The organism is Arthrobacter sp. Soil761 (assembly GCF_001428325.1).
Lineage (GTDB): Bacteria > Actinomycetota > Actinomycetes > Actinomycetales > Micrococcaceae > Arthrobacter.
Genome location: NZ_LMSF01000028.1, coordinates 102,327 through 127,011, shown reverse-complemented (window position 1 = coordinate 127,011; position 24,685 = coordinate 102,327). Strand labels below are relative to the sequence as shown.

Genomic DNA, 24,685 nt, shown 5'->3' with positions numbered 1-24,685 from the left:
CATTGCCAACCGTAGGCTGCCGCGCCCGCGGTGCCGCTGCGCCAGTTGCGCAGCGGCACCTGCCCCGCTTCATCCTTTGCAGCTATATCCGTTGCAGGTACACGGTGCAGTCCACAGGAACCTCTGTCATCCCGGTCCAGTCGTCGGCCGGTTCGGGACCGCTGGAGAGCACTACGGCATAGCCTTCGGGCACGGGGGCCGAGGCGAAGCCCATGTTGGACAGGACCACCACCTCCCCGTTCCGGAACGCCAACAGTCCACTGTCCGGTGCGTGTTCGTCCGTCCACTCCACGCTGCCGCTGCCCAGGTGCCGGGCTGACCTGAATGCAAGGGCGGCACGGTAAAGCTCCAGCGTTGAGCCCTCCTCGCCGTCCTGCTGATCGGCGGCCAGGGGGCCGAAGCTTTCCGGCTGGGGGAGCCAGGGCTCGGGAGCTTCCCCTGACAGTGCTCCGGAGAAACCGAAGCCGGGTTGATCCCCTGCCCACGGCAGCGGGACGCGGCAGCCGTCCCGGCCGATCTCGGCACCGTCGGTCCGGAAGAAGGTAGGGTCCTGCCTGGCCGAGTCGGGAAGGGCGGTGTGCTCCGGGAGGCCCAGCTCCTCGCCCTGGTAGAGGTATGCCGAGCCCGGAAGCGCCAGCGCGACCAGTGAGGCGGCCCGGGCCCGGGCAAGTCCCAGGGCTGCGTCGGGCTGTTCGTCCGCGGCGCCGATGCCCTTGGGGAAAGTAGTGGGATCTTTGAGCCCAAACCGGGTGCTGTGCCGCACGGTGTCGTGGTTGCTGAGGACCCACGTGCACGGAGCACCCACGGATGCTGCCGCTGCCAGGGATGCGTCGATGGCGTCGGCCATGCGTTCGGCGTCCCAGCCGGCCAACAGGAAATCGAAGTTGAAGGCCTGCTGCATCTCATCGGGCCGGACATACCGTGCCAGGCGCTCGGCAGGTTCCACCCAGGCCTCGGCCACCATCATCCGGTCACCGCCGTATTCGGCCAGGACCCGGTTCCAGTCCCGGTAGATGGCATGGACCCCGTCCTGGTCGAAGAACGGCGACGGCGGGTACATCGGGGAGACGGCCCGGTGCGGTTCCTCGGCATCGGTGTGGGCATGCGGGGCGTCGCCCGGCAGGTGGCTTTCCAGGCGCGGAGCGGAGGTTCCTTCCACCATCGCCGCCACCCCATCCCAGTCCGGAAGACCCGCTTCCTTTACCAGGCCGTGTGCAACATCCACCCGGAAGCCGTCCGCGCCGCGGTCCAGCCAGAAACGCAGCACCGAACGCATTTCCTCCTGCACTTCCGGGTTCTCCCAGTTCAGGTCCGGCTGCTTGGCGTCGAAGAGGTGCAGGTACCACTGTCCGGGTGACCCGTCGGCTTCGGCCACGCGGCTCCAGGCCGGGCCGCCGAAGACGGACTTCCAGTTGTTGGGCGCCCGTCCGCCATCCCCGGACCCCGGCACCTCATCCTTGCCGTCCCGAAAGATGTACCGGTCCCTTTCCGGGCTTCCCGGCTCCGCCGCCAGCGCTTCCCGAAACCACGCATGCTCATCGGAGGTGTGGTTGGGAACCAGGTCCACGATCACCTTCAGTCCGCGGCGGTGAGCTTCCTGCAACATGGCGTCGAAGTCGGCCAGCGACCCGAAAAGCGGGTCGACTTGCCGGTAGTCCGCTACGTCATAACCGCCGTCGGCCTGCGGCGACTTGTAGAACGGGGACAGCCAGATGGCGTCCACTCCCAGCCCTTCAAGATAAGGGAGCCGGTCCAGGACACCGCGAAGGTCGCCCATCCCGTCGCCGTTGCCGTCGGCAAACGACCGGGGATAGATCTGGTAGACAACGGCGTCTGTCCACCAGGAGGGCATTTGGCGGGGCGCCGGAACGGTTGGGTCGGGCATTTGGTTCCCCTCTGATAACTTTTTGATGTAAACGCTTGCATTCCCGACAGTCACCTTACTAGTGTGATGGTCACCACATCAACCTCACCTAGCAAGCGCACTGTCGACTTACTTGTCACTCAGCGAGGAGCTTCAAGCTAATGAAAACCCCGAGATTCCTGCTTCCGGCGGCCACTGCCGGCATCCTGGCCCTTACGTTGTCCGCCTGCGGCGGCGGAGGTGGAGGGGGTACCACGGGCGGCGGTGGAGGCAGTGACGCTGACGCCAACCTCGATGCCCGCGGCCCGATCACCTTCGTCCAGGGCAAGGACAACAACAATGTGATCCGTCCCCTCATCGATAAGTGGAATGCGGCCCACAAGGATGAGCAGGTCACCTTCAAGGAACAGACCGACCAGGCAGACCAGCAGCACGACGACCTCGTCCAGCACTTCCAGGCCAAGCAGTCCGACTACGACGTCACCGACGTGGACGTCGTCTGGACGGCAGAGTTTGCCGCCAAGGGCTGGCTGCAGCCGCTGAAGGACAAGATGGCGGTTGACACGAGTGCCATGCTTCCGGCCACCGTGAACAGTGCCACGTACAAGGGCACTCTTTACGCTGCACCGCGCACTTCCGACGGCGGCATCCTCTTCTACCGCAAGGACCTGGTACCCAATCCGCCCAAGACCTGGGACGAGATGATGGGCATGTGCTCCATCGCCAAGCAGAACAACATCGGCTGCTACGCGGGACAGTTCAGCAAGTATGAAGGCCTCACGGTCAACGCGGCCGAAGCCATCAACTCCGCCGGCGGCTCAGTCCTGGACAAGGACGGCAAGCCCAGCCTGAACACCGCTGAAGCCAAGGCCGGCCTGGGGAACCTCGCCAAGGCCTACGCGGACGGCAACATCCCCAAGGAAGCAATCACCTATAAGGAAGAGGACAGCCGCCAGGCGTTCCAGAGCGGCAAGCTCCTGTTCCTGCGCAACTGGCCCTACGTTTACAGCCTCATGAGCACTGAAGGCTCGTCGGCTGTGAAGGACAAGTTCGGCATGGCTGCCCTTCCGGGCAAGAGCGGCCCCGGTGCATCATCACTGGGTGGCCACAACACCGCAATCAGCGTGTACTCCAAGCACAAGGCCACTGCACTGGACTTCGTGAAGTTCCTGACCTCGGCCGAGAGCGAGAAGTTCTACGCTACGCAGGGCTCGCTGGCTCCGGTCCTTGGATCGCTGTACACCGACCAGGAACTTGTAGCCAAGCTGCCCTACCTGCCGGTCCTGAAGACGTCCATCGAGAACGCCGTGCCGCGTCCCGTGACGCCGTTCTACCCGGCCGTGACAAAGGCAATCCAAGACAACGCATACTCCGCAATTAAGGGAGAAAAGCCCGTGGAAACCGCACTTTCTGACATGCAGAAGTCCATCGAATCCGCCGGTGCGGGATCGTAGTTCTGCCATGGCAACCGAACTAGGCCCGACGCCGGTCAAAGCACCGGCGTCGGGCGGTACCCCCGTCCATCACGCGCCCAAGGGTGTGGGGGAGGACAACAGGATCGCCAGCCAAGGACGCTGGGCATCCTGGCTGCTCGCTCCCACCATCATTGCCTTGGGCATTGTCATTGTTTACCCCATCATCAGCGCCATCGTCATGTCCTTCCAGAAGGACGCCGGCCTTGACCCAGCCACCGGCCTGTTCACCGCGGGTGGCCCGGCAGGCATCCAGAACTATGTGAACTGGCTCGCGCAGCAGTGTTCGGCGCCGACAGGCGGAACAGTCGCCTGCCCGCCTGGCACCCTGGGCGGCCAGTTCTGGTCCGCCACCGCCACAACATTTTTCTTCACCGTCGTCACGGTCGCGTTCGAAACGGTGCTTGGTTTCTGGATGGCCATGATCATGGCCCGCGAATTCCGCGGCCGCAGCCTGGTCCGCGCAGCTGTCCTGGTGCCGTGGGCCATCCCCACCGCCGTGACGGCCAAGCTCTGGTTCTTCATCTTCGCGTTCGAGGGCATCGCCAACAAGCTGTTCAACACCACCATCCTGTGGACGGGCAGCGAGTGGCCGGCCAAGTGGGCTGTGGTCATCGCTGACGTCTGGAAGACCACGCCGTTCATGGCTTTGCTGATCCTGGCAGGCCTGCAGATGATCCCGGCTGAAGTGTATGAGGCCGCCAAGGTGGATGGAACCACTGCATGGCAGCGGTTCCGGCTGATCACCCTGCCGCTGGTTAAGCCGGCGCTCATGGTGGCGATCCTGTTCCGTACCCTGGATGCACTGCGCATGTTTGACCTGCCCTACATCCTCACCGGCGGCGCCAACAACACCACCACCTTGTCCATCCTGGTCATTAACCAGATCAGGCAAGGCTTCAACTCGGCAGCCGCACTGTCCACCATCACCTTCATCATCATCTTCCTTGTGGCCTTCATCTTTGTCCGCTTCCTCGGGGCAAACGTCGTTGAACAGAGCGGCGCCACAGGAAAGGGGAAGAAATGACCACGGCAACGGCAGACGCCTCGGCGCTGCGGGCAAGGCAGGACAAGGGCCGCAAGGCTGCGCAAAACCGGGAAAAGTGGGCGCAGGGCAGGACTTACATCAGCGCGGCCATCGTGCTGCTCTGGTGCCTGGCGCCGGCCTACTGGATGGTGGTGACCGCCTTCCGCGAGGTCGGGTTTACCTACGACACGTCGATCCTTCCCACGCACGTGACCCTGGACAACTTCAGGACCGCCTTTGATACGTCATTCGGCAACAGGTTCGGCCAGGCGCTGCTCAACAGTGTGTTCATTGGTGGCGTGGTGACGCTCGTGTCCCTGCTCATCGGCGTGTTCGCCGCCTACGCGCTGGCCCGGTTGAACTTCCGGGGCAAGTTCCTGGTGCTCGGCTTCATCCTGGGAGCTTCCATGTTCCCCGGTGTTGCCCTGATCACCCCGCTCTTCCAGCTGTTCACCAACATTGGCTGGATGGGCACGTACCAGGCGCTGATCATCCCGAACATCTCCTTCGTGCTCCCGCTGACGGTCTACACCATGACCTCGTTCTTCCGGGAAATGCCCTGGGAGTTGGAAGAATCGGCGCGCGTTGACGGCTGTACCCAGGGACAGGCCTTCCGCAAGGTCATCATGCCCCTGGCGGCGCCGGCAATCTTCACCACGGCGATCCTGGCCTTCATTTCCTCGTGGAATGAGTTCCTGATCGCCAGCCAGCTGTCCAGCGACGCAACCCAGCCGGTGACGGTGGCCATTGCCAACTTCGCCGGTGCACAGCCCAACCAGATCCCGTACACGGCCATCATGGCCGCGGGCACCATCGTCACCATCCCGCTGGTGATCCTGGTGCTGGTGTTCCAGCGCAAGATCGTCGCCGGCCTTACGGCTGGTGCGGTCAAGTGACGCCCAACGGTTCCCGCCCCCGCACTCCGGGGGCGGGAAACCGCAGCCGTATGGTCCGTTCGGGCGAAGACTTCGACATCATTATCGGCTTCCTCGCATTTTGGGCCCTTGTCCTCCTGGTGGTAACCGTGTGGATGGAAGTCACAGCCCAACCGGCCCTCGGCTGGGCCCTGGGCCTGCTGGCAACACTGCTGGCGCTGTATGGAATGGTTCGCCTGCGCCGAAAGCTGCCGGCCCGCAGGTAAGGGAGCCCATGCGTCGGTTCCCCGCCATAGTTATCAATGCCTCGCCGTGGAATGCGAAAATACAGGGCGGGCGTAACGCAGGGCCTTTCGGCCCTACGCCGAAAAGGAGTTAAAGAGGGGACACGGTGGCACGGACAACGGAAAGGTCCCAGCGGGGCGGCCATAACGGCGTCAGCATCGAGGACGTGGCGGCAGCCGCCGGAGTCTCAACAGCAACTGTCTCCCGGGCTGTACGCGGCCTGCCCCGGGTCTCGCCGGCCACCCGGGAAAAAATCCTGGAGGTGGCCGGAAACCTGGGCTACGTTGCATCGTCCTCCGCCTCCGGCCTGGCCACGGGCCGGACCAAGACCATCGGTGTCCTGGCCCCGTTCGTCAGCCGCTGGTTCTTCTCCAAAGCAATTGAGGGCGCGGACCGCGAGCTGCATGCCCGGCACTACAACCTCTCCCTGTTCAACCTCGGCGGCCACGGCAGCAACCGTGAGCGGCTCTTCAGCAAGACCATGGTCTACAAGCAGATCGACGCCCTGCTGGTTCTATGTATGGCGCTCAGCCACGAAGAGATCGAGCACCTGCAGAAGATCGACATTCCGCTGGTAGTGGTGGGTGGCCACGTGGAGGAATGCCCCTACATCGGCATCGACGACTACGCCGCCGCCTCAACAGCGGTCCGGCACCTGATCGACCTGGGCCACCGGGATATTGCCCTGCTGCATGGCGACGACGAAACCGACCTGAACTTCGACGTCCCCCGGGTGCGTATCCTGGCCTTCAAGGACGTGATGGCCGCGGCCGGCCTGCCCACCCGGCCGGAATGGGACGAATGGGGGGACTTCACGGTCCGCAGCGGACAGGAAGCCTTCCGCCGCCTGTGGTCCCGTCCCGGACAGAAGCCCACGGCCATTTTCTGCGCCTCGGACGAGATGGCCATGGGAGTCATCTTCGAGGCCAACCGCCTGGGCGTCAACGTCCCCGGCGAACTGTCGGTGGTGGGCATCGACAACCATGATTTCGCCGATGCCATGGGCCTGACCACGGTTGGGCAGCGCCCCGACGAGCAGGCCGAGCTGGCCACCAAGATGCTCCTGGACGAACTGGACGGCGAGATCGGATCCGTCCACTCAGCCGTCGCGCCCCATGAACTCATCATCCGGCGCACCACAGCGCCCCCCAGGAACTGACGCGTCAGGACGCGCGGGCCAGCTGCCGGATGGGGATCCAGCGGGACGCGAGCCTGCGGTAGGCGGCCGCAGCCCCGGTCATGTCACCCTCCGCCAGGCACTCGATGCCCAGCCTGATATCCATGGGGGATTCGTCCGGGTAGACCTTGTCTGCCACGGCGCCGTAGTCCAGTTCCACCATGGAGTTGACGTGGAACAGCTCAAGCCACTCCGTCAGCTGCGCCAGGTCGTCAAGCATGTCCAGGTCCGGGGCGGCGAGGGCCAGGTTGGCCACCGCGTAGCGGGCCCGTTCCAGGGCATCGGTGATGGGCGCCCAGACCCGAACGGTGAGGATGCGCCCAGCGGCCTCCACCACATCCTTGCGGTCCGACTCCATGAACAGCGAGAACCAGCTGAACGGGATTCCCCAGGTGGACGCCCGCGTATGTACCCGGATGGATCCGTCCCGGGCCTTCACCTGGTCGATCCGTTCCTGGTGCCGGTCACGCTGCTCCTCCGGGATCAGCAGCTCGGCCAGGGGGCCATGGATTCCCTCCATCAAGGCGTTGGCCGCCAGGCCGGCGCGCAGGACAAGCTGGCTGGGGCAGTACAGGAGGACGGGTTCGGCGTCGGCGTCAGCACCGTCGTCGGGCGCTCCACCCTCCGGGGCCGGCACGGTGGTGACGCGCACCAGGTCCGTGCGCCCCGTGGGGAAGGGGTCCCCGCCGGAGCGGGTGATGCGGCCCAGCGAGGCCAGCAGTTCAGCGTTTTCGACGGCGGCACGCGGGACCGCCCGGGCCCCCGCGGCCTTGATGGCCGGACGCTGGTCCTCCGGAAAGGCTTCCAGGGGTTCGTAGACGCGCAGGGTTGAGGAAAATGGCAGGCCGGCCTGGCCCCGATAGAGGTTTCCCGTCATTACGGTCTCCTTGAATGGGTCCAGGATGCAGTCATCAGTCCGCCAGTTCCACCAGCACGGGAGCGTGGTCCGAAGCGCCCTTGCCCTTGCGTTCCTCGCGGTCGATCGAGGCCCCGGTGACGCGCGCGGCCAAGGCGGGGGAGGCCAGGATGAAGTCGATCCGCATGCCCTCCTTCTTGGGGAACCGCAGCTGGGTGTAGTCCCAGTAGGTGTAGACGCCGGGGCCCGGCGTGTAGGGGCGCACCACATCGGCGTAGCCGGCAGCTTCGAACGCGTGGAACGCCTCCCGTTCTGGCGGGCTGACGTGCGTTGCGCGGTTCCGGATGAACAGGTCGATGTCCCAGACGTCGTCATCGAAGGGCGCGATGTTCCAGTCACCCATCAGGGCCACCTGTGCCTGGGGGTTGTCCGTGACCAGGGCCTGGGCGTGCGTCTTGAGGCTTTCCAGCCACTTGAGCTTGTACGGCATGTGCTCGTCGTCCAGCGAACGGCCGTTGGGGACGTAGAGGCTCCAGACCCGGATGCCGCCGCAGGTGGCAGCCATGGCGCGGGCTTCCTGCACGGGATCTTTGCCCGCCTTGCCGAACGAGGGCTGGTCCAGGAACGTCCGCTCCACGTCTTCAAGCCCCACCCGGGAGGCGATGGCTACGCCGTTCCACTGGTTCACCCCGAAGTGGGCCACCTCGTAGCCCATCCGTTCAAAGAGCTCCCAGGGGAAGTTATCGTCCTTGCACTTGGTCTCCTGGATGGCCAGGACGTCGCAGTCGCTGCGCTGGAGCCAGGCTTCAACACGGTCGGCGCGGGCACGGAGCGAATTCACATTCCAGGTAGCTATCTTCACGGTTCCTAACTTACCTTGGCAGCCGCAGGGCGGGTAAAGCCTTGGCCGTCCCCGCGGCCGCGATCGGCCGTGGTTGGTTCCGGGCGTGAAGGGGCGGGTATATTCGCAACAGAATGACCTGGATCACTCATCCGGCCACCATGCGAAGGAGCACCCAGCCGATGACCGCAGCCAAGGACAGCACAACGGACAACGCGGCAGGGGACGGAAGCGCGGACGTACTCTTTGAGCGCCGCGGCCGGCTGGGCGTGATCACCCTCAACCGGCCCCGGGCCGTCAACGCACTTACCGCGGGAATGGTGGAGCTGCTCCTGCGACAGCTCACCGCATGGGCAGGGGACGACGGCGTGGCCACCGTCCTGGTCCAGGGCGCCGGGGAGCGGGGCCTGTGCGCGGGCGGGGACATCGTGGCCATATACCGGGACATGCTGCACGGCGGGAACGGGACGGCCCACTTCTGGCAGACCGAGTACCGCCTGAACTCGCTGATTGCCCGGTACCCCAAGCCGTACGTCGCCCTCATGGACGGCCTGGTCCTGGGCGGCGGGGTGGGCATCTCCGCGCACGGGGACGTCCGGGTGGTCACCGAGCGGACCAGGATGGGGATGCCGGAGACCACCATTGGCTTCGCGCCCGACGTCGGCGGGACCTTCCTGCTTTCACACGCACCAGGCGAGGCGGGAACCCACGCGGCGCTTACGGGAGCACACCTGGCAGCCGGGGATGCCCTGTTCCTGGGCCTTGCCGACCACTACGTTCCGTCGAACGCGCTGCCGCGCCTCGTGGCTGCGCTGGAGAAGGAAAGCCCGGAAGACGCCGTCGCCCGTTATGCCGGGCAGCCCCCTGCCTCCATGCTGGCCGGGCAGCGGGAATGGATCGACTCCTGCTACGCCCCGGACGATGCTGGAGAGATTGTCCGGCGCCTCCGGGCGTGGACCGGGCCCGGACGCGACGATGCCGCGGAAGCCGCCGCCACGATCGAAGCCAAGTCACCCACCTCGGTCACGGTCACCTTGGCGTCGCTGCGCCGCGCGGCCGGCCTGACCCTGGATGAGGCCCTGGCCCAGGAGTACCGGGCCGGGATCCGCTTCCTGGCCGCACCGGACTTCCGCGAAGGAATCCGCGCCCAGGTAGTGGACAAGGACAGGAACCCGCAGTGGAAACCTGCCACGCTGGCCGAGGTGCTTCCCGCCCAGGTGGAGGGGTTCTTCCAGCCCCTGGACGGCGGGGAACTGGACCTCCATGTCCCGCCTGAGCTGCACCCCCGGCTTGAACCGCACTCCAACCCCGACCTGCAGATGAAGGAGACGGACCATGCCTGACAAGAGCGGTGTGGCCTTCCTGGGCCTTGGACACATGGGGCGTCCCATGGCCCTGAACCTGGTCCGCGCCGGTTACCGGGTTGCTGGTTTCGACGTGGTCCCTGAAGCCCTGCAGTCGGCCCGTGCACAGGGTATTCCGGTGGCAGGGAGCGCCGTGGAGGCGCTGGCCGGTGCCGACGTTGTCCTCACCATGTTCCCCAGCGGCCGCCACGTCCTGGACGCCTACGTGGGCGGTGCAGACGGACCCGGGCTGCTGGCAGCGGCGCCGGCCGGGACGATGTTCCTGGACTGTTCCACCATCAACGTCGACGAGGCCAGGGACGCCGCCCGCCTGGCCATCGAAGCAGGCCACCGCTCCGTTGACGCCCCCGTTTCCGGTGGCGTGGTGGGGGCCGAAGCAGGCACCCTGACCTTCATGGCCGGCGGCGACGGGGCTGACTTTGAGGCGGTGCGGCCGCTCCTGGAGGTCATGGGCAAGCGGGTGGTGCACTGCGGCGGACACGGAGCCGGCCAGGCGGCCAAGATCTGCAACAACCTCATCCTGGGCGTCTCGATGATTGCGGTCAGCGAGGCCTTCGTGCTCGGCGAAAAGCTGGGCCTGACCCACCAGGCCTTGTTCGACGTCGCTTCCGCCGCGTCCGGCCAGTGCTGGGCGCTGACCACCAATTGTCCGGTGCCCGGACCGGTTCCCACCAGCCCCGCCAACAGGGACTACCAGCCGGGCTTTGCCGCAGCGCTCATGGCCAAGGACCTCAACCTCGCCGTCAACGCCCTGGACAGCACAGGGGTGGCGGGACAGATGGGAGCGCTCGCCGCCCGGATCTACGATAGGTTTGCCGCGGAAGGCGGCGCGGGCCGCGACTTCTCGGCCATCATCACCGACATCCGCGACGCCTCCGGGCAGCATGCAGCGAGGCAGCAAGAGCCGGCGGCGGGGGAGAACACCGGCACGGAAATGCCGGGCCGGCCAGGGACCACAACAGCACACGACGACGGGAGCCCCGAATGACGGAGTACGCCAACATCCTGGTGGAGCAGCAGGGCAGGGTAGGGCTGGTAACCCTCAACAGGCCGTCGGCGTTGAACGCGCTGAACAAGGCCACCATGGAGGAGTTGGTGGCCGCCGTTGCCGCCATGGATTCCGATCCCGGTGTGGGTGCCGTGGTGATCACCGGCTCGGGCAAAGCGTTCGCGGCCGGAGCCGACATCAAGGAAATGGCGGACCAGGGCTACATGGACATGTATGCCGCCGACTGGTTCCGGGGCTGGGAGGACTTTGCCCGGCTGCGGATTCCCACCATCGCTGCGGTGTCCGGGTTTGCCCTGGGCGGCGGCTGCGAACTGGCCATGATGTGCGACCTCATCATCGCCGGGGACAACGCCAGATTCGGCCAACCGGAAATCAACCTCGCCGTACTCCCCGGCATGGGCGGCTCGCAGCGGCTCACCCGGGCCGTGGGCAAGGCGAAGGCCATGGACATGATCCTCACCGGCAGGTTCATCGAGGCGGAGGAAGCCGACCGGTGCGGGCTGGTGTCCCGTGTGGTTCCGGCGGCGGACGTCGTGTCCGAGGCACTCAAGGTGGCCGGGGTGATTGCCGCCAAGTCCAAGCCCGCGGCGATGGCTGCCAAGGAAGCTGTCAATGCCGCCTTTGAAACCGGGCTGGCCCAGGGGGTGTTGTTCGAACGGCGGCTCTTCCACTCCCTGTTCGCCACGGAGGACCAAAAGGAAGGCATGGCGGCGTTCGCCGAGAAGCGCCAGCCGGAATTCAAGCACCGGTAACCCGGGCGCAGGGGACGGGACGGGCGTATGTGGACAATCTTGACCGGTGCAGCCAGCCCCACTGAGGGACTCACCGGAATCGTCGGGTTTGCGGCGAGGGCCATCGACACTTTGGGGGAGTGGGGCGTGGGGGGCTTTACGCTCGCCGAAACCGTGGTGCCTCCCATCCCCAGTGAGGTGATCCTCCCCCTGGCGGGATATCTGGCCAAGCAGGGCTCCCTGAACCTTTTCCTCGTTTTTGCCACCAGCACCCTTGGCGCTTATCTGGGGGCGCTGTTTCTCTACTGGCTCGGCGCCAAGCTGGGGCTGGAGCGGTCCATCCGGTGGTTGTCCAAACTGCCCTTGGTGGACCGCGAAGACTTCGAACACGCGGCAGGATGGTTCCGCCGCCACGGCAGGTCATCCATCTTCTTCGGCCGCCTGTTGCCCGGCGTCCGCAGCCTCATCTCCCTTCCGGCGGGGGCGGCGGCCATGCCCTTTGCCACCTTTACCCTGTTCACCCTGGCCGGCAGCGGGCTGTGGAACGGCGCCCTCATCGGCCTGGGCTACCTGCTTGGCACCCAATACAGGCTGATCGAGGAGTACTCACGCTTCCTGAACTATGCCGTCTACGCCGGATTGGCCATTGCCGTGGTGCTGCTGGTGGTCCGGCGGGCCCGGCGCGCCAAGGCTGATCGGGCGGGCGCCGGCCGCGCCAATACCGGCCGCTAGGCTGCCTTCCGCCTCTGCCCTACAGATACTTCTCCGCAAAACTGCGAAGGGCCGCCCGAACGAAGCCCGCCCCCTCAACTCCGCCGTAATTGGCGGCGAAGCGCGGGTCTTCCACGTACATGTCCGCCAGCCCCAGGACGTATCCCTTGATATTCCCGCTGTTTCCGGCGGCCGGAGTCCCGGGGATGGACCTCAGCCAGTCGACGTGCCGCGTTGCCAGTTCCCGGGCCTCGGGACCGTCCGCAGCAACGCCGGAGCGGGCGGCAGCCTTCCAGTCGTTGCCAAGGGTTTCCACCTTGGACATCCACTCCTGCTTTTCGTCCGAAGCCATGCCGCGCCACCACGCGTCGGATTTTGCGTAGGCCTCCTTGCCCCACCGTTCCTCCACCTCATCCTTGTACTGGGTGTGGTCGAAGCCGTCGAACATGTCCTCTGCCATCAGTTGGCCTCCTGCCCTTACTGTTTCAATGGTTCGCCGCACGGATTGCATTTGCCGTGCCAGCCGCTGCTGCTCCTGTCCGAGCCACTCAAGATGACGGGTGAGCGCGGTGACCGGGTCAGCCTGCTGGTGGAAGACCTCCGCGATGGCCGGCAGGCCCAGGCCCAGCTCCCGCAGCAGGAGAATGCGCTGCAGTTGGAGGAGGGCGGCGCCGTCGTAATAGCGGTAACCGTTGCTGCCCACCCTGCTGGGCTTCAGCAGGCCGATGTCATCGTAGTGGCGCAGCGTGCGGCTGGTGGTGCCGGCCATCCTGGCTACGTCCTGGATGGACCAGTCCGTGCCAGTGTCGGGGATGTCTTCCATGCTCCGAGCCTAGGGTTTGACGCTGCGTCAAGGTCAAGGTCAAGGTTTGAAATTGTCACCGCGCCTGCCGGCGGCGCCTGGCCTGGGCCACCAGCCGCGTGAAAGCGAAAACAAACACTGCCTCGATCACCAGCATGAGGCCCGCCAGCAGCCACTGCTGCCGGCTGATGAACACAATGCACCCGGTCAGGGCCAGGATGGTTCCCAGCGCCAGGGCGTAAACGGCAAAGCCGACCGCCACCCGGGCGCTGCGTACCCCGGTGCGGAAGCCGAAACCGTAGGGCTCCCCGCCGGGCTGGCCCGGCACGCGGTCCGGTGCAGCGGGCCCCAGAGCGTCAAACTCCTCCCACGGATCCTTGTCCCTGTCCTGGTCCTGTCCGGTCATGGATCAATTATCCCAAAAGGGGAAACCGGAGGACTGGCCCCGGGAACACGTGCCCCACAAAACCCCCACATAAAAGCAGCGGCCCCTCCAACCTGAGCTGGAGGGGCCGCTGGATGGGGTCCCGGCAGGTGCCGGTGGCCGCCGAAGACTTAGAGCGGGCGGATGTTCTCTGCCTGCGGGCCCTTGGGGCCTTGGGTCACATCGAATTCGACCTTCTGGTTCTCGTCCAGTGAGCGGTAGCCGCTGGTTGCGATTGCCGAGTAGTGGGCGAAAACGTCAGCGGACCCGTCATCGGGGGCAATGAAGCCAAAACCCTTTTCGGCGTTGAACCATTTAACTGTGCCTGTTGCCATGGCTGCATTCCTTCATGTGACTCTGATTCTCTCCCCGGGGAATCATCCCGGAGTGCGCGGGAGTTAGTCCCCGCAGTCCCAAACGTACGGGGCACAGGGCCCGGGTGCAAGGGTAAGGGCCATAAACCGCGGTTACCGCATGCCCTCACGGCGTATCGCGGTGGCAATAGCGGCCGCCCGCGTATCCACTCCGAGCTTTGCGTAGATGTGCGCCAGGTGGGTTTTGACGGTGGCCTCGGAGATGAAAAGCCGCCGCCCGAGTTCCCGGTTACTGAGGCCTTCAGTGAGCAAACTGAGCAATTCTGCCTCCCGGGGGGTGAGGACTTCTTCGGGGTTGCGCAGCTGCTGGAACAACCGCGAGGCCACCGGCGGGCTCATCACGCTCCTGCCCTGAACCGCGCCGCGGATGGCGGCAAAGATTTCCTCCGGGGCGGCGTCCTTCAACAGGTAGCCCATGGCGCCGGAATCGACTGCGCGGACAATATCGGCATCCGAGTCGTAGGTGGTGAAAACCAGGATTGCCTGCCCGCTGTTGAGATCCCGGATCCGCCTGATGGCCTCGATTCCATCCATGCCAGGGCCCATGGCAAGGTCCATCACCACCACAGCCGGGAGGTGCGCATGCACCAGCTGCAACGCTTCCTCTCCCGAGGATGCCTCCGCCACAACCGCCAGGTCAGGCTGGGTTCCCAGCAACGCGCGCAGCCCGCTCCTGACCACAAGGTGGTCGTCCACCAGCAGGACCGTGATGCTGCTCATGCGCCCTCCAACGGCAATTGCGCCGCCACGATGGTCCCCTCGCCAGGGGCACTTTGGATCGAGAATATGCCACCCAGCTGCTCCACCCGCTGCCGCATGGCCCGCAGGCCGTAACCTCCGGCCGTCGACGGCGGAGCTGCCGCCGCCGGATCAAAACCGGCGCCGTCGTCGTAGATGTCCAGGGTGACGGCGTCCGGCAGGAAGCCCACCGTCAGGGCAGCGACTGAAGCCGCAGCGTGCAGCGCGGTGTTGGAGGCCGCACTCTGCACCACCCGCAGCAGTGCGTGCCGGATGTCCGGTGAGACTTGCCTGGGGGCTCCTGTCACCACAAGGGTGGCTTCCGGCAGGTATTGCCGGGCAGCCAGCAGCAGCGCCTCCGGCAGCGGCGTTGATTCCAGCCCGGGGGAAGCAAGCTCGTGGACCAGGCTCCGGGTTTCCGCCAGGTTGGTGCGGAGCAGGCTGGTGGCCTGGTGGAGATCCTGCTGCGCGGCGCCACTTGGCCAACCACGCCCCGCGGCTTCGAGCAGGAGCAGGCTGCTGGCGAGCCCCTGGGTGACGGTGTCGTGGATTTCCCGGGACACCCGCTCCCGTTCGGCGATGGTGCCGGCACGGCGTTCACTGGCCGCCAGCTGGCCTTGGGCCTGGGTGACCTCCGCATGCAGGCGGCGCTGCTCCTCGGCGTCGTGCTGTATCCGGTCATAGATGAGCGTCAGCATGACGCCTACGGCCACAGGCCCCAACAGCATGGCAAGGTCCGTACCGTTGCCCAGCCGGAACAGGCCGGCCGCGGTTGCCAGGGTGATGCCGCCCGCCAGGACGTAGGACGCAGCACCGCGCAGGGCACTCCTGCACAGGAAGAAGAGGGCGAAGGAACACCAGGCGAAGCTCGGTGCTGCCACCACCAGGACCGCCCAGACAGCCACCAACGCGACCATCCACGGCGCGCTGTGCCGGTCCCGCAGCGAGAGCAGGGCCACGACGGCGTACAGCAGGCAGGCGGCGGCGGCGAGTCCCAGGACCAGGACGTTGTCGGAAGGGGAATGCCGCATGACATAGCGCACCACCGATGCCACCAGGAGCACCGCGAAGCCCAGATGGACGGCGGCCTCAATGCTGCCCAGGCGGCCCTTGGGGGTGGGCGGCACCGGACGGGACGCGCCCCCGGCGCCCCCGGCGGCAACGGCGGCCGCCAGGCCGGTGGCCGGGGTGGAATCTTTGGCAGGCATGCGGGATCCGGATCTCGTGGTGGGAAGCACTGCCTTCCATGCTAGGGCTCCACGCCTGCCGGGTTCCTCAGCCTTTTGGCTGATACGGCTGGCCTTTCGGGCCAGCAAGGGGCAGCCGAAGGCCCGATGCCACGCCAACCGCTGCCGAGAAGGATGGAAACCGGCAACAGCACACCTACCAACCCAAGGAACGCACCATGAAGAAATCCCACAAGGCACTCACAGCCGCCGCAGCCGCAGCAATCCTGGTCACGGCCGGAGCCACGGCAGCCGCCAACGCCGGCACTGGCCGCGTCAGCGGCACTGAAGCGCCCGCCGTCGTGCCCGCCGTTGACGTGCAGCCGGCGCCGGAGACTGTGGTTCAGCAGAACCGTATCTCCGCCACAGCCTCCGCCCAGGCCGTCGTCGCGGCACTCGCCAAGTGCCAGGCGGACAAACTGCCGTTCGTCACGGTGGCGCTCGTTGACCGCTTCGGCACCGTCCAGGCACTGCTGCGGGGAGACAATGCCGCGGCGCACACCATTGAGGCCGCCAAGGAAAAGGCCTACACCGCAGCAGCTTTCGGCACCCCCACCAGCGAGCTGGCCAAGCGCATCAATGGCAATGGCCCCTCGATCGCAGACTTGCCGGGCACCCTGTTCCTGGCAGGCGGAGTCCCGCTGAAGGTCAACGGCGTTTCCGTGGCCGGCATCGGTGTGGGCGGGGCGCCCGATGGTGCCCTTGACGAAGCGTGCGCCACTGCCGGCGCCGAGTCCATCGCAGGCACTGCGAAATAGGCTGCGGTCCGCCGTCGTGAAAGCAGCCCACGACGGCGGACCGGTCCCGTACAGCTACACGGCCTCCAGGATGCTGACGTAATTGGCGATGCCCACGCCGCCCATGTTCTGCACGGCTGCCCGGCGCGGAGCCGGGAGCTGCATGTCGCCCGCGGTGCCCGTGAGCTGCATGGCCGCCAGGACGTGCTGGGACACGCCGGTGGCACCCACAGGGTGGCCTTTGGACTTGAGGCCTCCTGAGATGTTGATGGGAAGTTTCCCGTCCTTGTAGACCAAGCCTTCCTGGAGCGCCCGGGCGCCCTGGCCGGGTTCGGTCAGGCCCATGGCCTCGTACATGAGCAGCTCAGCGATGGTGAAGCAGTCATGGACTTCGGCCAGGTCCAGGTCCTCAATCCCGACGCCGGCCATCGCCAGGGCACGCTGCCAGGACACCCGCGTGGCTTCGAACGCCGTCGGGTCCCTGCGCGCCGCGGGGAAGAAGTCGTTGGCCTGGCCAAAGCCGGCGAGCCGTACCGGTGCCGTGAGGCCTCCGGTTGGCGAAGTGGACAGCACGACGGCGGCGGCACCGTCGGACACGGGGGAACAGTCGGTCCGGCGCAGGGGATCGGCCACCATGGGGTTCTTGTCCGAGACGGTTTGGCAGAACTCCTCGCCGAGGTCCTTGCGGAGCTGGGCGTACGGGTTGTCCACGCCGTTGCGGTGGTTCTTGGCCGCGATGGTACCCAGGACGTCGCCCAGCTTCCCGTCAGCGTCGTAGCGTTTGGCGTAGTGCCTGGCCACTTCCGCGAAGAGTCCGGTGAACCCGGTGGTGGAGGGCCTGCCGGCCATGTCGTAGTCGGCGCCCAGCAGCCCGGCGCCCACCACATCAGCTCCCGCGTGGGTCATCTTTTCGGCGCCGATCACCAGGACCGTTTTGGCGGTTCCGGCGAGCAGTGCCTTGGTGCCCTGCTGGAAGGCAGCCGAGCCCGAGGCGCACGCGTTCTCCACGCGGGTGGACGGGACGTCGGCCAGGTCCGGTGACACCTGCAGCGCCAGGGAGGATGGAAACGCCAGCGGCATCATGCCGGAGTTGAACTGTCCCACGTAGATTTCATCGATCCGGGCCGGCTCAATCCCTGCGCTGCTGATGGCGTCCGTGGCCACCTGGACGATGAGGGATTCCAGGGTGTCGTCGGTGAGCTTCCCGAACCTGCTGTGACCCCAGCCGGTGATCAGGACATCCTTGCCGAACTGCTTTTTGAGGCTCATGCCGAGGCTCCTTCCAAGGTGGTGGCTGGATCGAGGGAGTGGGCGACCTCAAAGCCGGCTTCGGTCATTTCCCGGATGTCCTCCACGGTGACCCCCGGTGCCAGCCTGGTCAGCGTGAGCTGCCGCCCGCCGTCGTCCTTTTTGTGAAGGTCGAAGACGGCGAGGTCGCTGATGATCCGGTCCACGCAGCTGAGCCCGGTCAGCGGCAGCGTGCATTCGCGGACGATTTTGGCGGTGCCGTCCTTGGCGTTGTGTTCGGTGAGGACCACCACGCGCGGTGTTCCTGCCACCAGATCCATGGCACCGCCCATGCCTTTGACCATCTTCCCGGGGATGGTCCAGTTGGCCAGGTCGCCGTTGCCGGAGACCTGCATGGCGCCCAGGATGGCCACCTTGACGTGCCCGCCCCGGATCATGCCGAACGAGGTGGCGGAGTCGAAGATGCTGCCGCCCGGCAGGACCGTGACGGTCTGCTTGCCGGCGTTGATGAGGTCGGCGTCCTCCTCGCCCTCGTACGGGAACGGGCCCATGCCCAGCAGCCCGTTCTCGCTCTGCAGCACCACCCGCACGCCCTCAGGCAGGTTGTTCGCCACCAGCGTGGGGATGCCGATCCCCAGGTTTACGTAGTCGCCGTCGTTCAGTTCCTCGGCCGCAATCGCAGCCATTTCATCCCTGGTCCATCCCATGGGTTTTCTCCTTTGGTCGTCTTGGCTGTAATTCAGTTGGGTATTACCGGCGGCACGAACTCGAACGTCATTCCCAGCAGCCAGGCGAGCAGCAGGACCACCGGCAGGTGGAACAGGAACTGCTGGAACGTGAAGCCCACCAGGTCCCGGGCGCGCAGGCCCAAGACGGCCAGCAGCGGCAGCATGAAGAACGGGTTGATGAGGTTGGGCAGGGCCTCGGCCATGTTGTAGATCTGCACGGTCCAGCCGAGGTTCATGTTCACGTCGGTGGCGGACTGCATGACGTACGGTGCCTCCACCAGCCACTTTCCGCCGCCGGACGGAACGAACATGCCAAGGAGTGCCGTGTAGATGGCGATGATGACCGCGAACGCCCCGTTGCCGCCGATGCTGGTGAAGAAATGGGCCAGATGCTCCGAGACCGAGAGGCCGCCCGCGCCGGTGGCCTTGGTCAGGATGGCCGCCATCGCGGCATAGAGCGGGAACTGGACCAAAATGCCTGCGGTTGCGGGCACGGCCTTGGTCACGGACTGGAGGAATTTGCGCGGGGTTCCGTGCAGCACAAGCCCCAGCATCAGGAAGACCAGCAGGTAGCCGTTCAGTGAACTGACCACGCTGAGGATGGGCAGGGTCAGGAGTTGGGACACCAGCCACCCCAGCGTCAGAACCCCGGCCAGGACGGGGAGGACCCTGCTGTATTCGAGCCACTCGCCGGGGCGCGACTTTTCGGCCGGCGGTTCGGGCTGGTCATCAAGGTCGACGCCGAGGTCTGCCGCGGTTTTGACGGCGCCGCCCGTGGGGGCGGAGAAGTGGGCAATGACGGTGGTCAGCAGCATCAGGATGACCAGGGTCAGCAGGGACTGCCAGGTGAAGATGGTGGTGCCGAAGTCCAGGACGCCGGTGATCTTCAGCAGCGCCGGGGGAATGGAGGCCTTTGTGGCCTGGAGCTGGGCCGCGGAGGAGGACATGCCCAACGCCCAGACGGCGCCCAGCCCCATGAAGGCCGCTGCCCCGAGCGCCCGGTAATCGACGTGCAGATCCGCCCGGCGGGCCACGGCACGCGCCAGGAGGCCGCCGAAGATCAGGCTCAAACCCCAGTTCACGAACGACACCGACATGGACATCACGGCAACGAAGCTGACGGCGGCGCGCGCGGAGTTTGGCACCTGCGCCAGTCGGTCAATCAACCGGGCCACGGGCGGCGAGGTGGCCACCACGTAGCCGGTCAGCACCACCATGGCCATCTGCAAAGTGAAGGCGGTGAGGTCCCAGAAGCCGTTTCCGAAGGAGTCCACCACTGCCTTGGGAGAGGCGCCGATGGCGAGTGCTGCGATGGCCACCAGCAGCACGCCTGCCAGGGCGAAGATGTAAGCGTCCGGGAACCACTTCTGCGTCCATCCGGCCAGCTTTTCAGCCATCAGGGCCAAGCCCTTCTGGCGGACGTCCGGTTGGTCGAGCTGGCTGGTGGCCATGGCGGTGTTTCTCTCCATTGAGTGATGTTCTTCCGTTGTTGGGGTGGCCGGCGTCGGAGGCCGGTCAGGCGGAGACGAGGCCGGCGCGCTGCCGGACGGTCCGCTGCTCGATGTCCTTGACCCGGTCCGACGCCTGCACCAGCCGCTGGACGAAGACGCCGGGGGTCGCAACGTGGTTCGGGTCCAGCCGGCCGGGCTCCACGATCACTTCCGCCTCGGCGATGGTCAGTGTGCCGGCTGTGGCCACTACGGGGTTGAAGTTCCGGGCCGTGTAGCGGTAGATGAGGTTGCCGTCCGTGTCAGCGGTGTGGGCATGGACAAGCGCGACATCGGCCCGGATGGCCCGCTCCTGGACGTACGTTTCGCCGTCGAACACCTCGTGCGGTTTGCCTTCGGCAACCAGGGTGCCCACGCCGGTTTTGGTGTAGAAGGCAGGGATGCCGGCGCCGCCGGCGCGAAGCCGCTCGGCCAGGGTGCCCTGCGGAGTGAATTCCACCTCCAGCCTGCCGGCAAGGTACTGCTCGGCAAACAGCTTGTTCTCGCCGACGTAGGACGCGATGACCTTGCGGACCTGGCCCGCCTCGATCAGGATGCCCAGCCCCTTGCCGTCCACGCCCATGTTGTTGGACACCACGGTGAGGTCCCGGACGCCGGAATCACGCACAGCTTCGATCAGGTCGGCCGGAATGCCGCTCAGGCCAAATCCTCCTACGGCGAGGGTGATGCCGTCCTGCAGGGCCCCTTCCAGGGCGCTGGCGGCGGAAGCCTGGAGTTTCTTCATGTCGTCTCCTCGTTGAGCACGGTGGTGTCCACTAAGTGGATGCCGGGGATCTGAGTCTGGAGACTACGGGCGCATTATTGCGCCTGTCAAGGACCACGGCGTGGCCTATTTACAGTGTGGACAGTACGATGGCGTGTATCCATATTGTGGACATTAGGAGGGTTTATGGCCATGCAGGTGCAGGGCGCGCAGGTGGTAACGCGGATCGCCGGCCTGCTGCGGCTGGTGGGCAGGAGCTCGGAGGGAATGCCCCTGGTGGACCTCGTGCGGGAATCCGGCCTTACCCGTCCCACGGTCCACAGGCTCCTGACGTCCCTGGCCGCGGAAGGCCTGCTGGACCATGATCCCGTGACGGGGAACTGGGTGCTGGGCCCCGAGATCCTCCTGATGGGCTCGGTGGCTTCGGCGCGGTTTCCCCTGGAGGACATCGCCCGGCCCAGCCTCCGCCGGCTGGCGCAGGCCACGGGCGAGAGCGCCTTCTTCTCCATCCGCCGCGGCGCCGGGACGGTCTGCCTGCTGCGTGAGGAAGGCAGCTTCCCGGTCCGCTCCTTCGTCCTGCACGAGGGTGTCCGGTTCCCCCTTGGCGTCGCGTCGGCCGGGACGGCCATCATGGCCTTCCTGCCGGAAAGCGAGCAGGAGGAAATGCTGGGGCGCTGGAGCGAACACGCGGGCGAGTTCGCCGGGAACCATACTCCCGAACTGGTGCGGAAGAACCTGGCCCGCACCCGGCTGGCCGGCTATTCGGTGAACCCCGGCCTGGTCCTGGAGGGAAGCTGGGGGATGGGTGCGGCGGTGTTTGACCGCTCCGGGAAACCGGCTTGGGCATTGTCGTTGACGGGCATCGAACCACGCTTCAAGCCGGAACGGCAGGAGGAACTCGGCGGCCTCCTGATGGCGGAGGCGCACCGGATTACGCAGCAGCTTGGCGTGGGCGGCGACGCCGGGCGGCGGCCCCGCTGAGCCTCCCCGGCTCTGGCCGCGAACGACGACGGCGGGCGGCACCTTCCGGTGCCAAAGGTGGGGAAGTCCGGCGAGGCTGCCTAGAGGCCCACGCGGGGCTCCTCGGGGCCCTGGTCCTTCCACCACGTGTCAAAGATGGTGACCGGCACGGTGCGCTTGTGGCGGGTCCGGAGGTACTTCTGTTCGATGGAATCGGCAACGGCGTCCGGAACCTCGCGGCCTTCGAGGTAGTCGTCGATCTGGTCGTAGCTGAGGCCCAGTTCGTCCTCATCGGTTCGGCCTGGCCGGTCATCGAGCAGGTCGGCGGTGGGTACCTTCTCCCAGACGCGCGCCGGCGCTCCAAGTTCAGCCAGCAGGGCGCGGTTCTGCCGCTTGTTGAGGCCGAACAGGGGCAGGATGTCCGCGCCGCCGTCGCCGTACTTGGTGAAGAAGCCGGTGACGGACTCGGCGCCGTGGTCGGTGCCAACCACCAGGTAGTTGTGCTCGCCCGCCAGCGCATACTGGGCGATCATCCGGGTGCGGGCCTTGGTGTTGCCCTTGTGGAAATCGGAGATCTCCGAGCCCACGGTCTTTTCGAACTCGTCTTCAAAACCGTCCACGGCGGCGGAGATGTTGAACGTCCATTCCGTCTTGGCCTTGATGAAGTCCAGGGCTGCCTGGGCATCTTCCTCGTCGTGCTGCACTCCGTAGGGAAGGCGGACGGCCACGAAATTGGCTTCCACGCCTTCGGCCTCAAGCTCATCCACCGCCAGTTGCGCAAGCTTGCCCGCCAGGGATGAATCCAGGCCACCGGAAATGCCCAGGACAAAGCCCTTGGTGTGGGTTGCCTTCAGGTATTCCTTGAGGAACGTGACGCGTTTGCGTACCTCCCCCGCGGGATCGATCCGGGGCTGAACGCCCATTTCTTCAATGATTTTGGCCTGGAGTTCGCGCATGTTGTCCAGCCTAGCCAGCACTGTCAACAACCCTCAACTGTTCCGGGCGGCCCCTGCGCGGCGTAGCGTAACTGCATGGAGCGGACAGGGTGTGCCGTGGTGGGCGGAGGCCCCGCGGGAATGATGCTGGGACTGCTGCTGGCCCGGGCCGGAGTGCAGGTGACCGTCCTGGAGAAGCACCGCGACTTCCTGCGCGACTTCCGCGGCGACACGGTGCATGCCTCCACCATCCGCCTGATCGACGAACTTGGCCTGGGCGCGGGATTCCGCAGCCTGCCCCAAAGCAGGCTGAACAACGTGGCTGTTCCGGTCCCCGGCGCCGGCCTGGTCACCCTGGCGGCCTTCGACTCTTTGAAGCCCCCGTACAACTACGTGGCCATGATGCCGCAGTGGGACTTCCTGGATTTCCTCGCCTCGGCGGCCGCTGCGGAACCGACGTTCAGCCTGCTTATGGAGAGCGAGGCCACCGGCCTGGAGTTCAACGGCGGCCGCGTCACCGGAGTGCGCTACAGGGCCACGGGCGGGGCCGGGCCGGGGGCGGAACACGTGCTGCATGCAGATGTGGTGGTGGCCGCGGACGGGCGCCATTCAGTGCTGCGGGAGGCGGCGGGAATGCGCACCAGGGAGTACCCGGTGCCGTTCGACACCTGGTGGTTCAGGCTCCCGCGCCACGCTTCCGAGCAGGGCGAAGTGGCGGGTGTGGTGCCGTCGCTGGGTGACGGGGACGCCATGATTGCCCTGAACCGCACCGACTACTACCAGCTGGGGTACCTCGCCCCCAAGGGCTCGGATGCCGGGATCAGGGCCGGCGGCGTGGAACGGTTCCGGCAGCGCGTGGCGGCACTTCGTCCGGATCTCGCCGACCGCGTCGACTCCATTCGCAGCCTGGACGACCTTCACTGGCTGGACGTTAAGCTGAACCGCCTGCAGCGCTGGTACACCGACGGATTCCTGTGCATCGGGGATGCAGCCCACGCGATGTCACCGGCCGGCGGCGTAGGCATCAACCTGGCCATCCAGGATGCAGTGGCGGCCGCCGAACGGTTGGCCCCGGACCTGCGGCGGGGCCACGTGCGGGCCAGGACCCTCGCGGCAATCCAGCGCCGCCGGCGCATGCCTACAGTGGTGGTCCAAAGCGTGCAGCGCATCCTGCACAGGGTGGTTTTTGTTCCGCTCTTCGCCGGGAGATTGTCCGGGGCGACCCTGGCCGGCGATGGTGCCCGGACTACGTTCTCCATCACGCGGATGGTCTTCTTCATGCTGCGCCACAACCCCGTGGTCAGGCGTGTCCTGCCGCGCGTCATCGCCTTCGGGCCCCGCCCCGAGCACGCGCCAGGCTTTGCCCGCCCACTCACCGTCCGCCCACCCACTAAACTTGAGCCCATGACTTCGCCCTCTGACACTGCGGTAGACACCGCAGCTGCCCGCGCCCGCCTGCTCGAACTCATCAAGGAACTCGCCGTGGTCCGCGGCAAGGTGATCCTCTCGAGTGGGGCCGAGGCTGACTACTACATCGACCTCCGCCGCATCACCCTGCACCACGAGGCCTCCAAGCTGGTGGGCCAGGTCATGCTCGCCCTGGCGGACGACGCCGGGATCGACTTTGAGTGCGCCGGCGGCCTCACCATGGGTGCTGACCCGGTGGGCACTGCAGTGATGCACGCTGCCGCTGATGCCGGCCGTGCCGTGGATGCTTTCGTGGTCCGCAAGGCCCAGAAGTCCTACGGCATGGGCCGCCAGGTGGAGGGCCCCTCCGTTGAAGGCCGCAAGGTGCTGGTCCTGGAGGACACCTCCACCACGGGCGGTTCCGCGCTGACGGCAGTGGAAGGCGTCCGGAAGGCCGGCGGCAACGTGGTTGCGGTGGCAGTGATCGTGGACCGTGACACCGGTGCCAAGGAAAAAATCGAAGCCGAGACCGGCGTTCCATACCTGTTTGCGTTCAGCAAGGACGAGCTGGGGCTGTCCTAGGTCCTGCTGCGGACCCGGGAAATCGCCTGGGAACAAGTATGCTGGCCGTTGGCCGGGCTGTTGGCGCTGCTTTATGATGTCCTTTAACACTTTTCAGTTGC

General features: G+C 66.2%; 25 protein-coding genes and 1 pseudogene. 13 read left to right on the top strand and 13 right to left on the bottom strand.

The features are described 5' to 3' along the window. Nucleotides 1–82 precede the first annotated feature (82 nt). Nucleotides 83–1,885 (bottom strand): glycoside hydrolase family 13 protein, encoded by a 1,803-nt coding sequence (locus ASG79_RS15095; RefSeq protein WP_056392256.1) that lies wholly within the window; start codon nucleotides 1,883–1,885, stop codon nucleotides 83–85. Nucleotides 1,886–2,025: 140 nt separating this feature from the next. Between ASG79_RS15095 and ASG79_RS15090 the strand changes: the two genes are divergently transcribed. From ASG79_RS15090 to ASG79_RS15070, 5 genes are all read left to right on the top strand, one after another. Next, complete coding sequence (locus ASG79_RS15090) at nucleotides 2,026–3,318, top strand: ABC transporter substrate-binding protein (protein ID WP_018771699.1); 1,293 nt, start codon at nucleotides 2,026–2,028, stop codon at nucleotides 3,316–3,318. 7 nt (nucleotides 3,319–3,325) lie between these two features. Further along, entirely contained in the window at nucleotides 3,326–4,363 is a 1,038-nt protein-coding gene (locus ASG79_RS15085) for a carbohydrate ABC transporter permease (RefSeq protein WP_026266134.1), read from the top strand. Further along, nucleotides 4,360–5,259, top strand: coding sequence for a carbohydrate ABC transporter permease (locus tag ASG79_RS15080; protein WP_018771697.1), 900 nt, complete (start codon nucleotides 4,360–4,362; stop codon nucleotides 5,257–5,259). The genes ASG79_RS15085 and ASG79_RS15080 overlap by 4 nt, the downstream gene beginning before the upstream one ends. Continuing rightward, nucleotides 5,256–5,504, top strand: coding sequence for a hypothetical protein (locus ASG79_RS15075; RefSeq protein ID WP_026266133.1), 249 nt, complete (start codon nucleotides 5,256–5,258; stop codon nucleotides 5,502–5,504). Before ASG79_RS15080 ends, ASG79_RS15075 begins: the two co-directional genes overlap by 4 nt. A gap of 125 nt (nucleotides 5,505–5,629) precedes the next feature. Beyond that, nucleotides 5,630–6,682, top strand: coding sequence for a LacI family DNA-binding transcriptional regulator (locus ASG79_RS15070; RefSeq protein WP_018771695.1), 1,053 nt, complete (start codon nucleotides 5,630–5,632; stop codon nucleotides 6,680–6,682). Between the two features lie 4 nt (nucleotides 6,683–6,686). Here the strand turns inward: ASG79_RS15070 and ASG79_RS15065 are convergent, their stop codons facing one another. Further along, complete coding sequence (locus ASG79_RS15065) at nucleotides 6,687–7,577, bottom strand: hypothetical protein (protein ID WP_018771694.1); 891 nt, start codon at nucleotides 7,575–7,577, stop codon at nucleotides 6,687–6,689. A 34-nt stretch (nucleotides 7,578–7,611) separates the two neighbouring features. Continuing rightward, entirely contained in the window at nucleotides 7,612–8,418 is an 807-nt protein-coding gene (locus ASG79_RS15060) for an exodeoxyribonuclease III (RefSeq protein ID WP_026266132.1), read from the bottom strand. A gap of 161 nt (nucleotides 8,419–8,579) precedes the next feature. On the opposite strand from ASG79_RS15060, the gene ASG79_RS15055 reads away from it, so the two are divergent. Genes ASG79_RS15055 through ASG79_RS15040 form a run of 4 tightly spaced genes read left to right on the top strand, consistent with a single transcriptional unit; the run spans nucleotide 8,580 to nucleotide 12,233 of the window. Further along, a complete protein-coding gene (locus tag ASG79_RS15055; RefSeq protein ID WP_056392254.1) occupies nucleotides 8,580–9,740 on the top strand; it encodes an enoyl-CoA hydratase/isomerase family protein in 1,161 nt (386 codons plus the stop codon). Beyond that, nucleotides 9,733–10,749: a 3-hydroxyisobutyrate dehydrogenase gene (gene mmsB, locus ASG79_RS15050; protein WP_056392252.1), complete on the top strand. Its 1,017-nt coding sequence runs from the start codon at nucleotides 9,733–9,735 to the stop codon at nucleotides 10,747–10,749. The genes ASG79_RS15055 and mmsB overlap by 8 nt, the downstream gene beginning before the upstream one ends. Beyond that, a complete protein-coding gene (locus tag ASG79_RS15045) occupies nucleotides 10,746–11,522 on the top strand; it encodes an enoyl-CoA hydratase (RefSeq protein WP_056392250.1) in 777 nt (258 codons plus the stop codon). The genes mmsB and ASG79_RS15045 overlap by 4 nt, the downstream gene beginning before the upstream one ends. A 27-nt stretch (nucleotides 11,523–11,549) precedes the next feature. After that, nucleotides 11,550–12,233: a DedA family protein gene (locus tag ASG79_RS15040; RefSeq protein WP_056392248.1), complete on the top strand. Its 684-nt coding sequence runs from the start codon at nucleotides 11,550–11,552 to the stop codon at nucleotides 12,231–12,233. A gap of 19 nt (nucleotides 12,234–12,252) precedes the next feature. Here the strand turns inward: ASG79_RS15040 and ASG79_RS15035 are convergent, their stop codons facing one another. The 5 genes from ASG79_RS15035 to ASG79_RS15015 all read right to left on the bottom strand — a co-directional run bounded on the left by ASG79_RS15035 (nucleotide 12,253) and on the right by ASG79_RS15015 (nucleotide 15,758). Further along, nucleotides 12,253–13,035 carry a MerR family transcriptional regulator gene (locus ASG79_RS15035; protein ID WP_056392246.1) on the bottom strand — a complete coding sequence of 261 codons (783 nt, stop codon included), beginning with the start codon at nucleotides 13,033–13,035 and terminating at the stop codon, nucleotides 12,253–12,255. A gap of 55 nt (nucleotides 13,036–13,090) precedes the next feature. Beyond that, entirely contained in the window at nucleotides 13,091–13,420 is a 330-nt protein-coding gene (locus ASG79_RS15030; protein WP_018771687.1) for a hypothetical protein, read from the bottom strand. 149 nt (nucleotides 13,421–13,569) lie between these two features. Next, on the bottom strand, nucleotides 13,570–13,773 hold the full coding sequence (locus ASG79_RS15025; protein ID WP_009357211.1) for a cold-shock protein: 204 nt from the start codon (nucleotides 13,771–13,773) through the stop codon (nucleotides 13,570–13,572). A gap of 132 nt (nucleotides 13,774–13,905) precedes the next feature. Further along, a complete protein-coding gene (locus ASG79_RS15020) occupies nucleotides 13,906–14,532 on the bottom strand; it encodes a response regulator (protein ID WP_056392244.1) in 627 nt (208 codons plus the stop codon). Then, nucleotides 14,529–15,758: a sensor histidine kinase gene (locus ASG79_RS15015; RefSeq protein ID WP_186447832.1), complete on the bottom strand. Its 1,230-nt coding sequence runs from the start codon at nucleotides 15,756–15,758 to the stop codon at nucleotides 14,529–14,531. The genes ASG79_RS15020 and ASG79_RS15015 overlap by 4 nt, the downstream gene beginning before the upstream one ends. A gap of 197 nt (nucleotides 15,759–15,955) precedes the next feature. Between ASG79_RS15015 and ASG79_RS15010 the strand changes: the two genes are divergently transcribed. Beyond that, nucleotides 15,956–16,534, top strand: a complete 579-nt coding sequence (locus ASG79_RS15010; protein ID WP_056392243.1) for a GlcG/HbpS family heme-binding protein — start codon at nucleotides 15,956–15,958, stop codon at nucleotides 16,532–16,534. Between the two features lie 54 nt (nucleotides 16,535–16,588). On the opposite strand, the gene ASG79_RS15005 is transcribed toward ASG79_RS15010, so the two are convergent. The 4 genes from ASG79_RS15005 to ASG79_RS14990 are packed head-to-tail and all read right to left on the bottom strand — an operon-like array spanning nucleotide 16,589 to nucleotide 20,721. Beyond that, nucleotides 16,589–17,782 (bottom strand): acetyl-CoA acetyltransferase, encoded by a 1,194-nt coding sequence (locus ASG79_RS15005; protein WP_056392242.1) that lies wholly within the window; start codon nucleotides 17,780–17,782, stop codon nucleotides 16,589–16,591. Beyond that, complete coding sequence (locus ASG79_RS15000; RefSeq protein WP_018771682.1) at nucleotides 17,779–18,468, bottom strand: CoA transferase subunit B; 690 nt, start codon at nucleotides 18,466–18,468, stop codon at nucleotides 17,779–17,781. The genes ASG79_RS15005 and ASG79_RS15000 overlap by 4 nt, the downstream gene beginning before the upstream one ends. A 32-nt stretch (nucleotides 18,469–18,500) precedes the next feature. After that, nucleotides 18,501–19,958, bottom strand: a complete 1,458-nt coding sequence (locus ASG79_RS14995; protein ID WP_235509820.1) for a short-chain fatty acid transporter — start codon at nucleotides 19,956–19,958, stop codon at nucleotides 18,501–18,503. Between the two features lie 46 nt (nucleotides 19,959–20,004). Further along, complete coding sequence (locus ASG79_RS14990; RefSeq protein WP_018771680.1) at nucleotides 20,005–20,721, bottom strand: CoA transferase subunit A; 717 nt, start codon at nucleotides 20,719–20,721, stop codon at nucleotides 20,005–20,007. 165 nt (nucleotides 20,722–20,886) lie between these two features. Here ASG79_RS14990 and ASG79_RS14985 point away from each other — a divergent pair, with 165 nt between their 5' ends. Further along, nucleotides 20,887–21,681, top strand: a complete 795-nt coding sequence (locus tag ASG79_RS14985; protein WP_018771679.1) for an IclR family transcriptional regulator — start codon at nucleotides 20,887–20,889, stop codon at nucleotides 21,679–21,681. Between the two features lie 80 nt (nucleotides 21,682–21,761). Here ASG79_RS14985 and nadE read toward each other — a convergent pair whose 3' ends face one another. Further along, nucleotides 21,762–22,616, bottom strand: a complete 855-nt coding sequence (gene nadE, locus ASG79_RS14980; RefSeq protein WP_018772237.1) for an ammonia-dependent NAD(+) synthetase — start codon at nucleotides 22,614–22,616, stop codon at nucleotides 21,762–21,764. A 75-nt stretch (nucleotides 22,617–22,691) separates the two neighbouring features. On the opposite strand from nadE, the pseudogene ASG79_RS14975 reads away from it, so the two are divergent. Both ASG79_RS14975 and pyrE read left to right on the top strand, forming a co-directional pair. Next, nucleotides 22,692–23,951: pseudogene (locus ASG79_RS14975) on the top strand (FAD-dependent oxidoreductase); the annotation flags it as partial. A 48-nt stretch (nucleotides 23,952–23,999) separates the two neighbouring features. After that, nucleotides 24,000–24,584 carry an orotate phosphoribosyltransferase gene (gene pyrE, locus ASG79_RS23880; protein ID WP_196804802.1) on the top strand — a complete coding sequence of 195 codons (585 nt, stop codon included), beginning with the start codon at nucleotides 24,000–24,002 and terminating at the stop codon, nucleotides 24,582–24,584. Nucleotides 24,585–24,685 lie beyond the last annotated feature (101 nt).

Coding starts and splice junctions, on each gene's coding strand:
- ASG79_RS15065 (WP_018771694.1), bottom strand. CDS start 7,577: ATGACGGGAAACCTCTATCGGGGCCAGGCCGGCCTGCCATTTTCCTCA.
- ASG79_RS15040 (WP_056392248.1), top strand. CDS start 11,550: ATGTGGACAATCTTGACCGGTGCAGCCAGCCCCACTGAGGGACTCACC.
- ASG79_RS15000 (WP_018771682.1), bottom strand. CDS start 18,468: ATGGGATGGACCAGGGATGAAATGGCTGCGATTGCGGCCGAGGAACTG.
- ASG79_RS15080 (WP_018771697.1), top strand. CDS start 4,360: ATGACCACGGCAACGGCAGACGCCTCGGCGCTGCGGGCAAGGCAGGAC.
- ASG79_RS15030 (WP_018771687.1), bottom strand. CDS start 13,420: ATGACCGGACAGGACCAGGACAGGGACAAGGATCCGTGGGAGGAGTTT.
- nadE (WP_018772237.1), bottom strand. CDS start 22,616: ATGCGCGAACTCCAGGCCAAAATCATTGAAGAAATGGGCGTTCAGCCC.
- ASG79_RS14990 (WP_018771680.1), bottom strand. CDS start 20,721: ATGAAGAAACTCCAGGCTTCCGCCGCCAGCGCCCTGGAAGGGGCCCTG.
- ASG79_RS15035 (WP_056392246.1), bottom strand. CDS start 13,035: ATGGAAGACATCCCCGACACTGGCACGGACTGGTCCATCCAGGACGTA.
- ASG79_RS15020 (WP_056392244.1), bottom strand. CDS start 14,532: ATGAGCAGCATCACGGTCCTGCTGGTGGACGACCACCTTGTGGTCAGG.
- ASG79_RS15085 (WP_026266134.1), top strand. CDS start 3,326: ATGGCAACCGAACTAGGCCCGACGCCGGTCAAAGCACCGGCGTCGGGC.
- ASG79_RS15015 (WP_186447832.1), bottom strand. CDS start 15,758: ATGCCTGCCAAAGATTCCACCCCGGCCACCGGCCTGGCGGCCGCCGTT.
- ASG79_RS15005 (WP_056392242.1), bottom strand. CDS start 17,782: ATGAGCCTCAAAAAGCAGTTCGGCAAGGATGTCCTGATCACCGGCTGG.
- mmsB (WP_056392252.1), top strand. CDS start 9,733: ATGCCTGACAAGAGCGGTGTGGCCTTCCTGGGCCTTGGACACATGGGG.
- ASG79_RS14995 (WP_235509820.1), bottom strand. CDS start 19,958: ATGGAGAGAAACACCGCCATGGCCACCAGCCAGCTCGACCAACCGGAC.
- ASG79_RS15095 (WP_056392256.1), bottom strand. CDS start 1,885: ATGCCCGACCCAACCGTTCCGGCGCCCCGCCAAATGCCCTCCTGGTGG.
- ASG79_RS15055 (WP_056392254.1), top strand. CDS start 8,580: ATGACCGCAGCCAAGGACAGCACAACGGACAACGCGGCAGGGGACGGA.
- ASG79_RS15010 (WP_056392243.1), top strand. CDS start 15,956: ATGAAGAAATCCCACAAGGCACTCACAGCCGCCGCAGCCGCAGCAATC.
- ASG79_RS14985 (WP_018771679.1), top strand. CDS start 20,887: ATGGCCATGCAGGTGCAGGGCGCGCAGGTGGTAACGCGGATCGCCGGC.
- ASG79_RS15045 (WP_056392250.1), top strand. CDS start 10,746: ATGACGGAGTACGCCAACATCCTGGTGGAGCAGCAGGGCAGGGTAGGG.
- pyrE (WP_196804802.1), top strand. CDS start 24,000: ATGACTTCGCCCTCTGACACTGCGGTAGACACCGCAGCTGCCCGCGCC.
- ASG79_RS15090 (WP_018771699.1), top strand. CDS start 2,026: ATGAAAACCCCGAGATTCCTGCTTCCGGCGGCCACTGCCGGCATCCTG.
- ASG79_RS15025 (WP_009357211.1), bottom strand. CDS start 13,773: ATGGCAACAGGCACAGTTAAATGGTTCAACGCCGAAAAGGGTTTTGGC.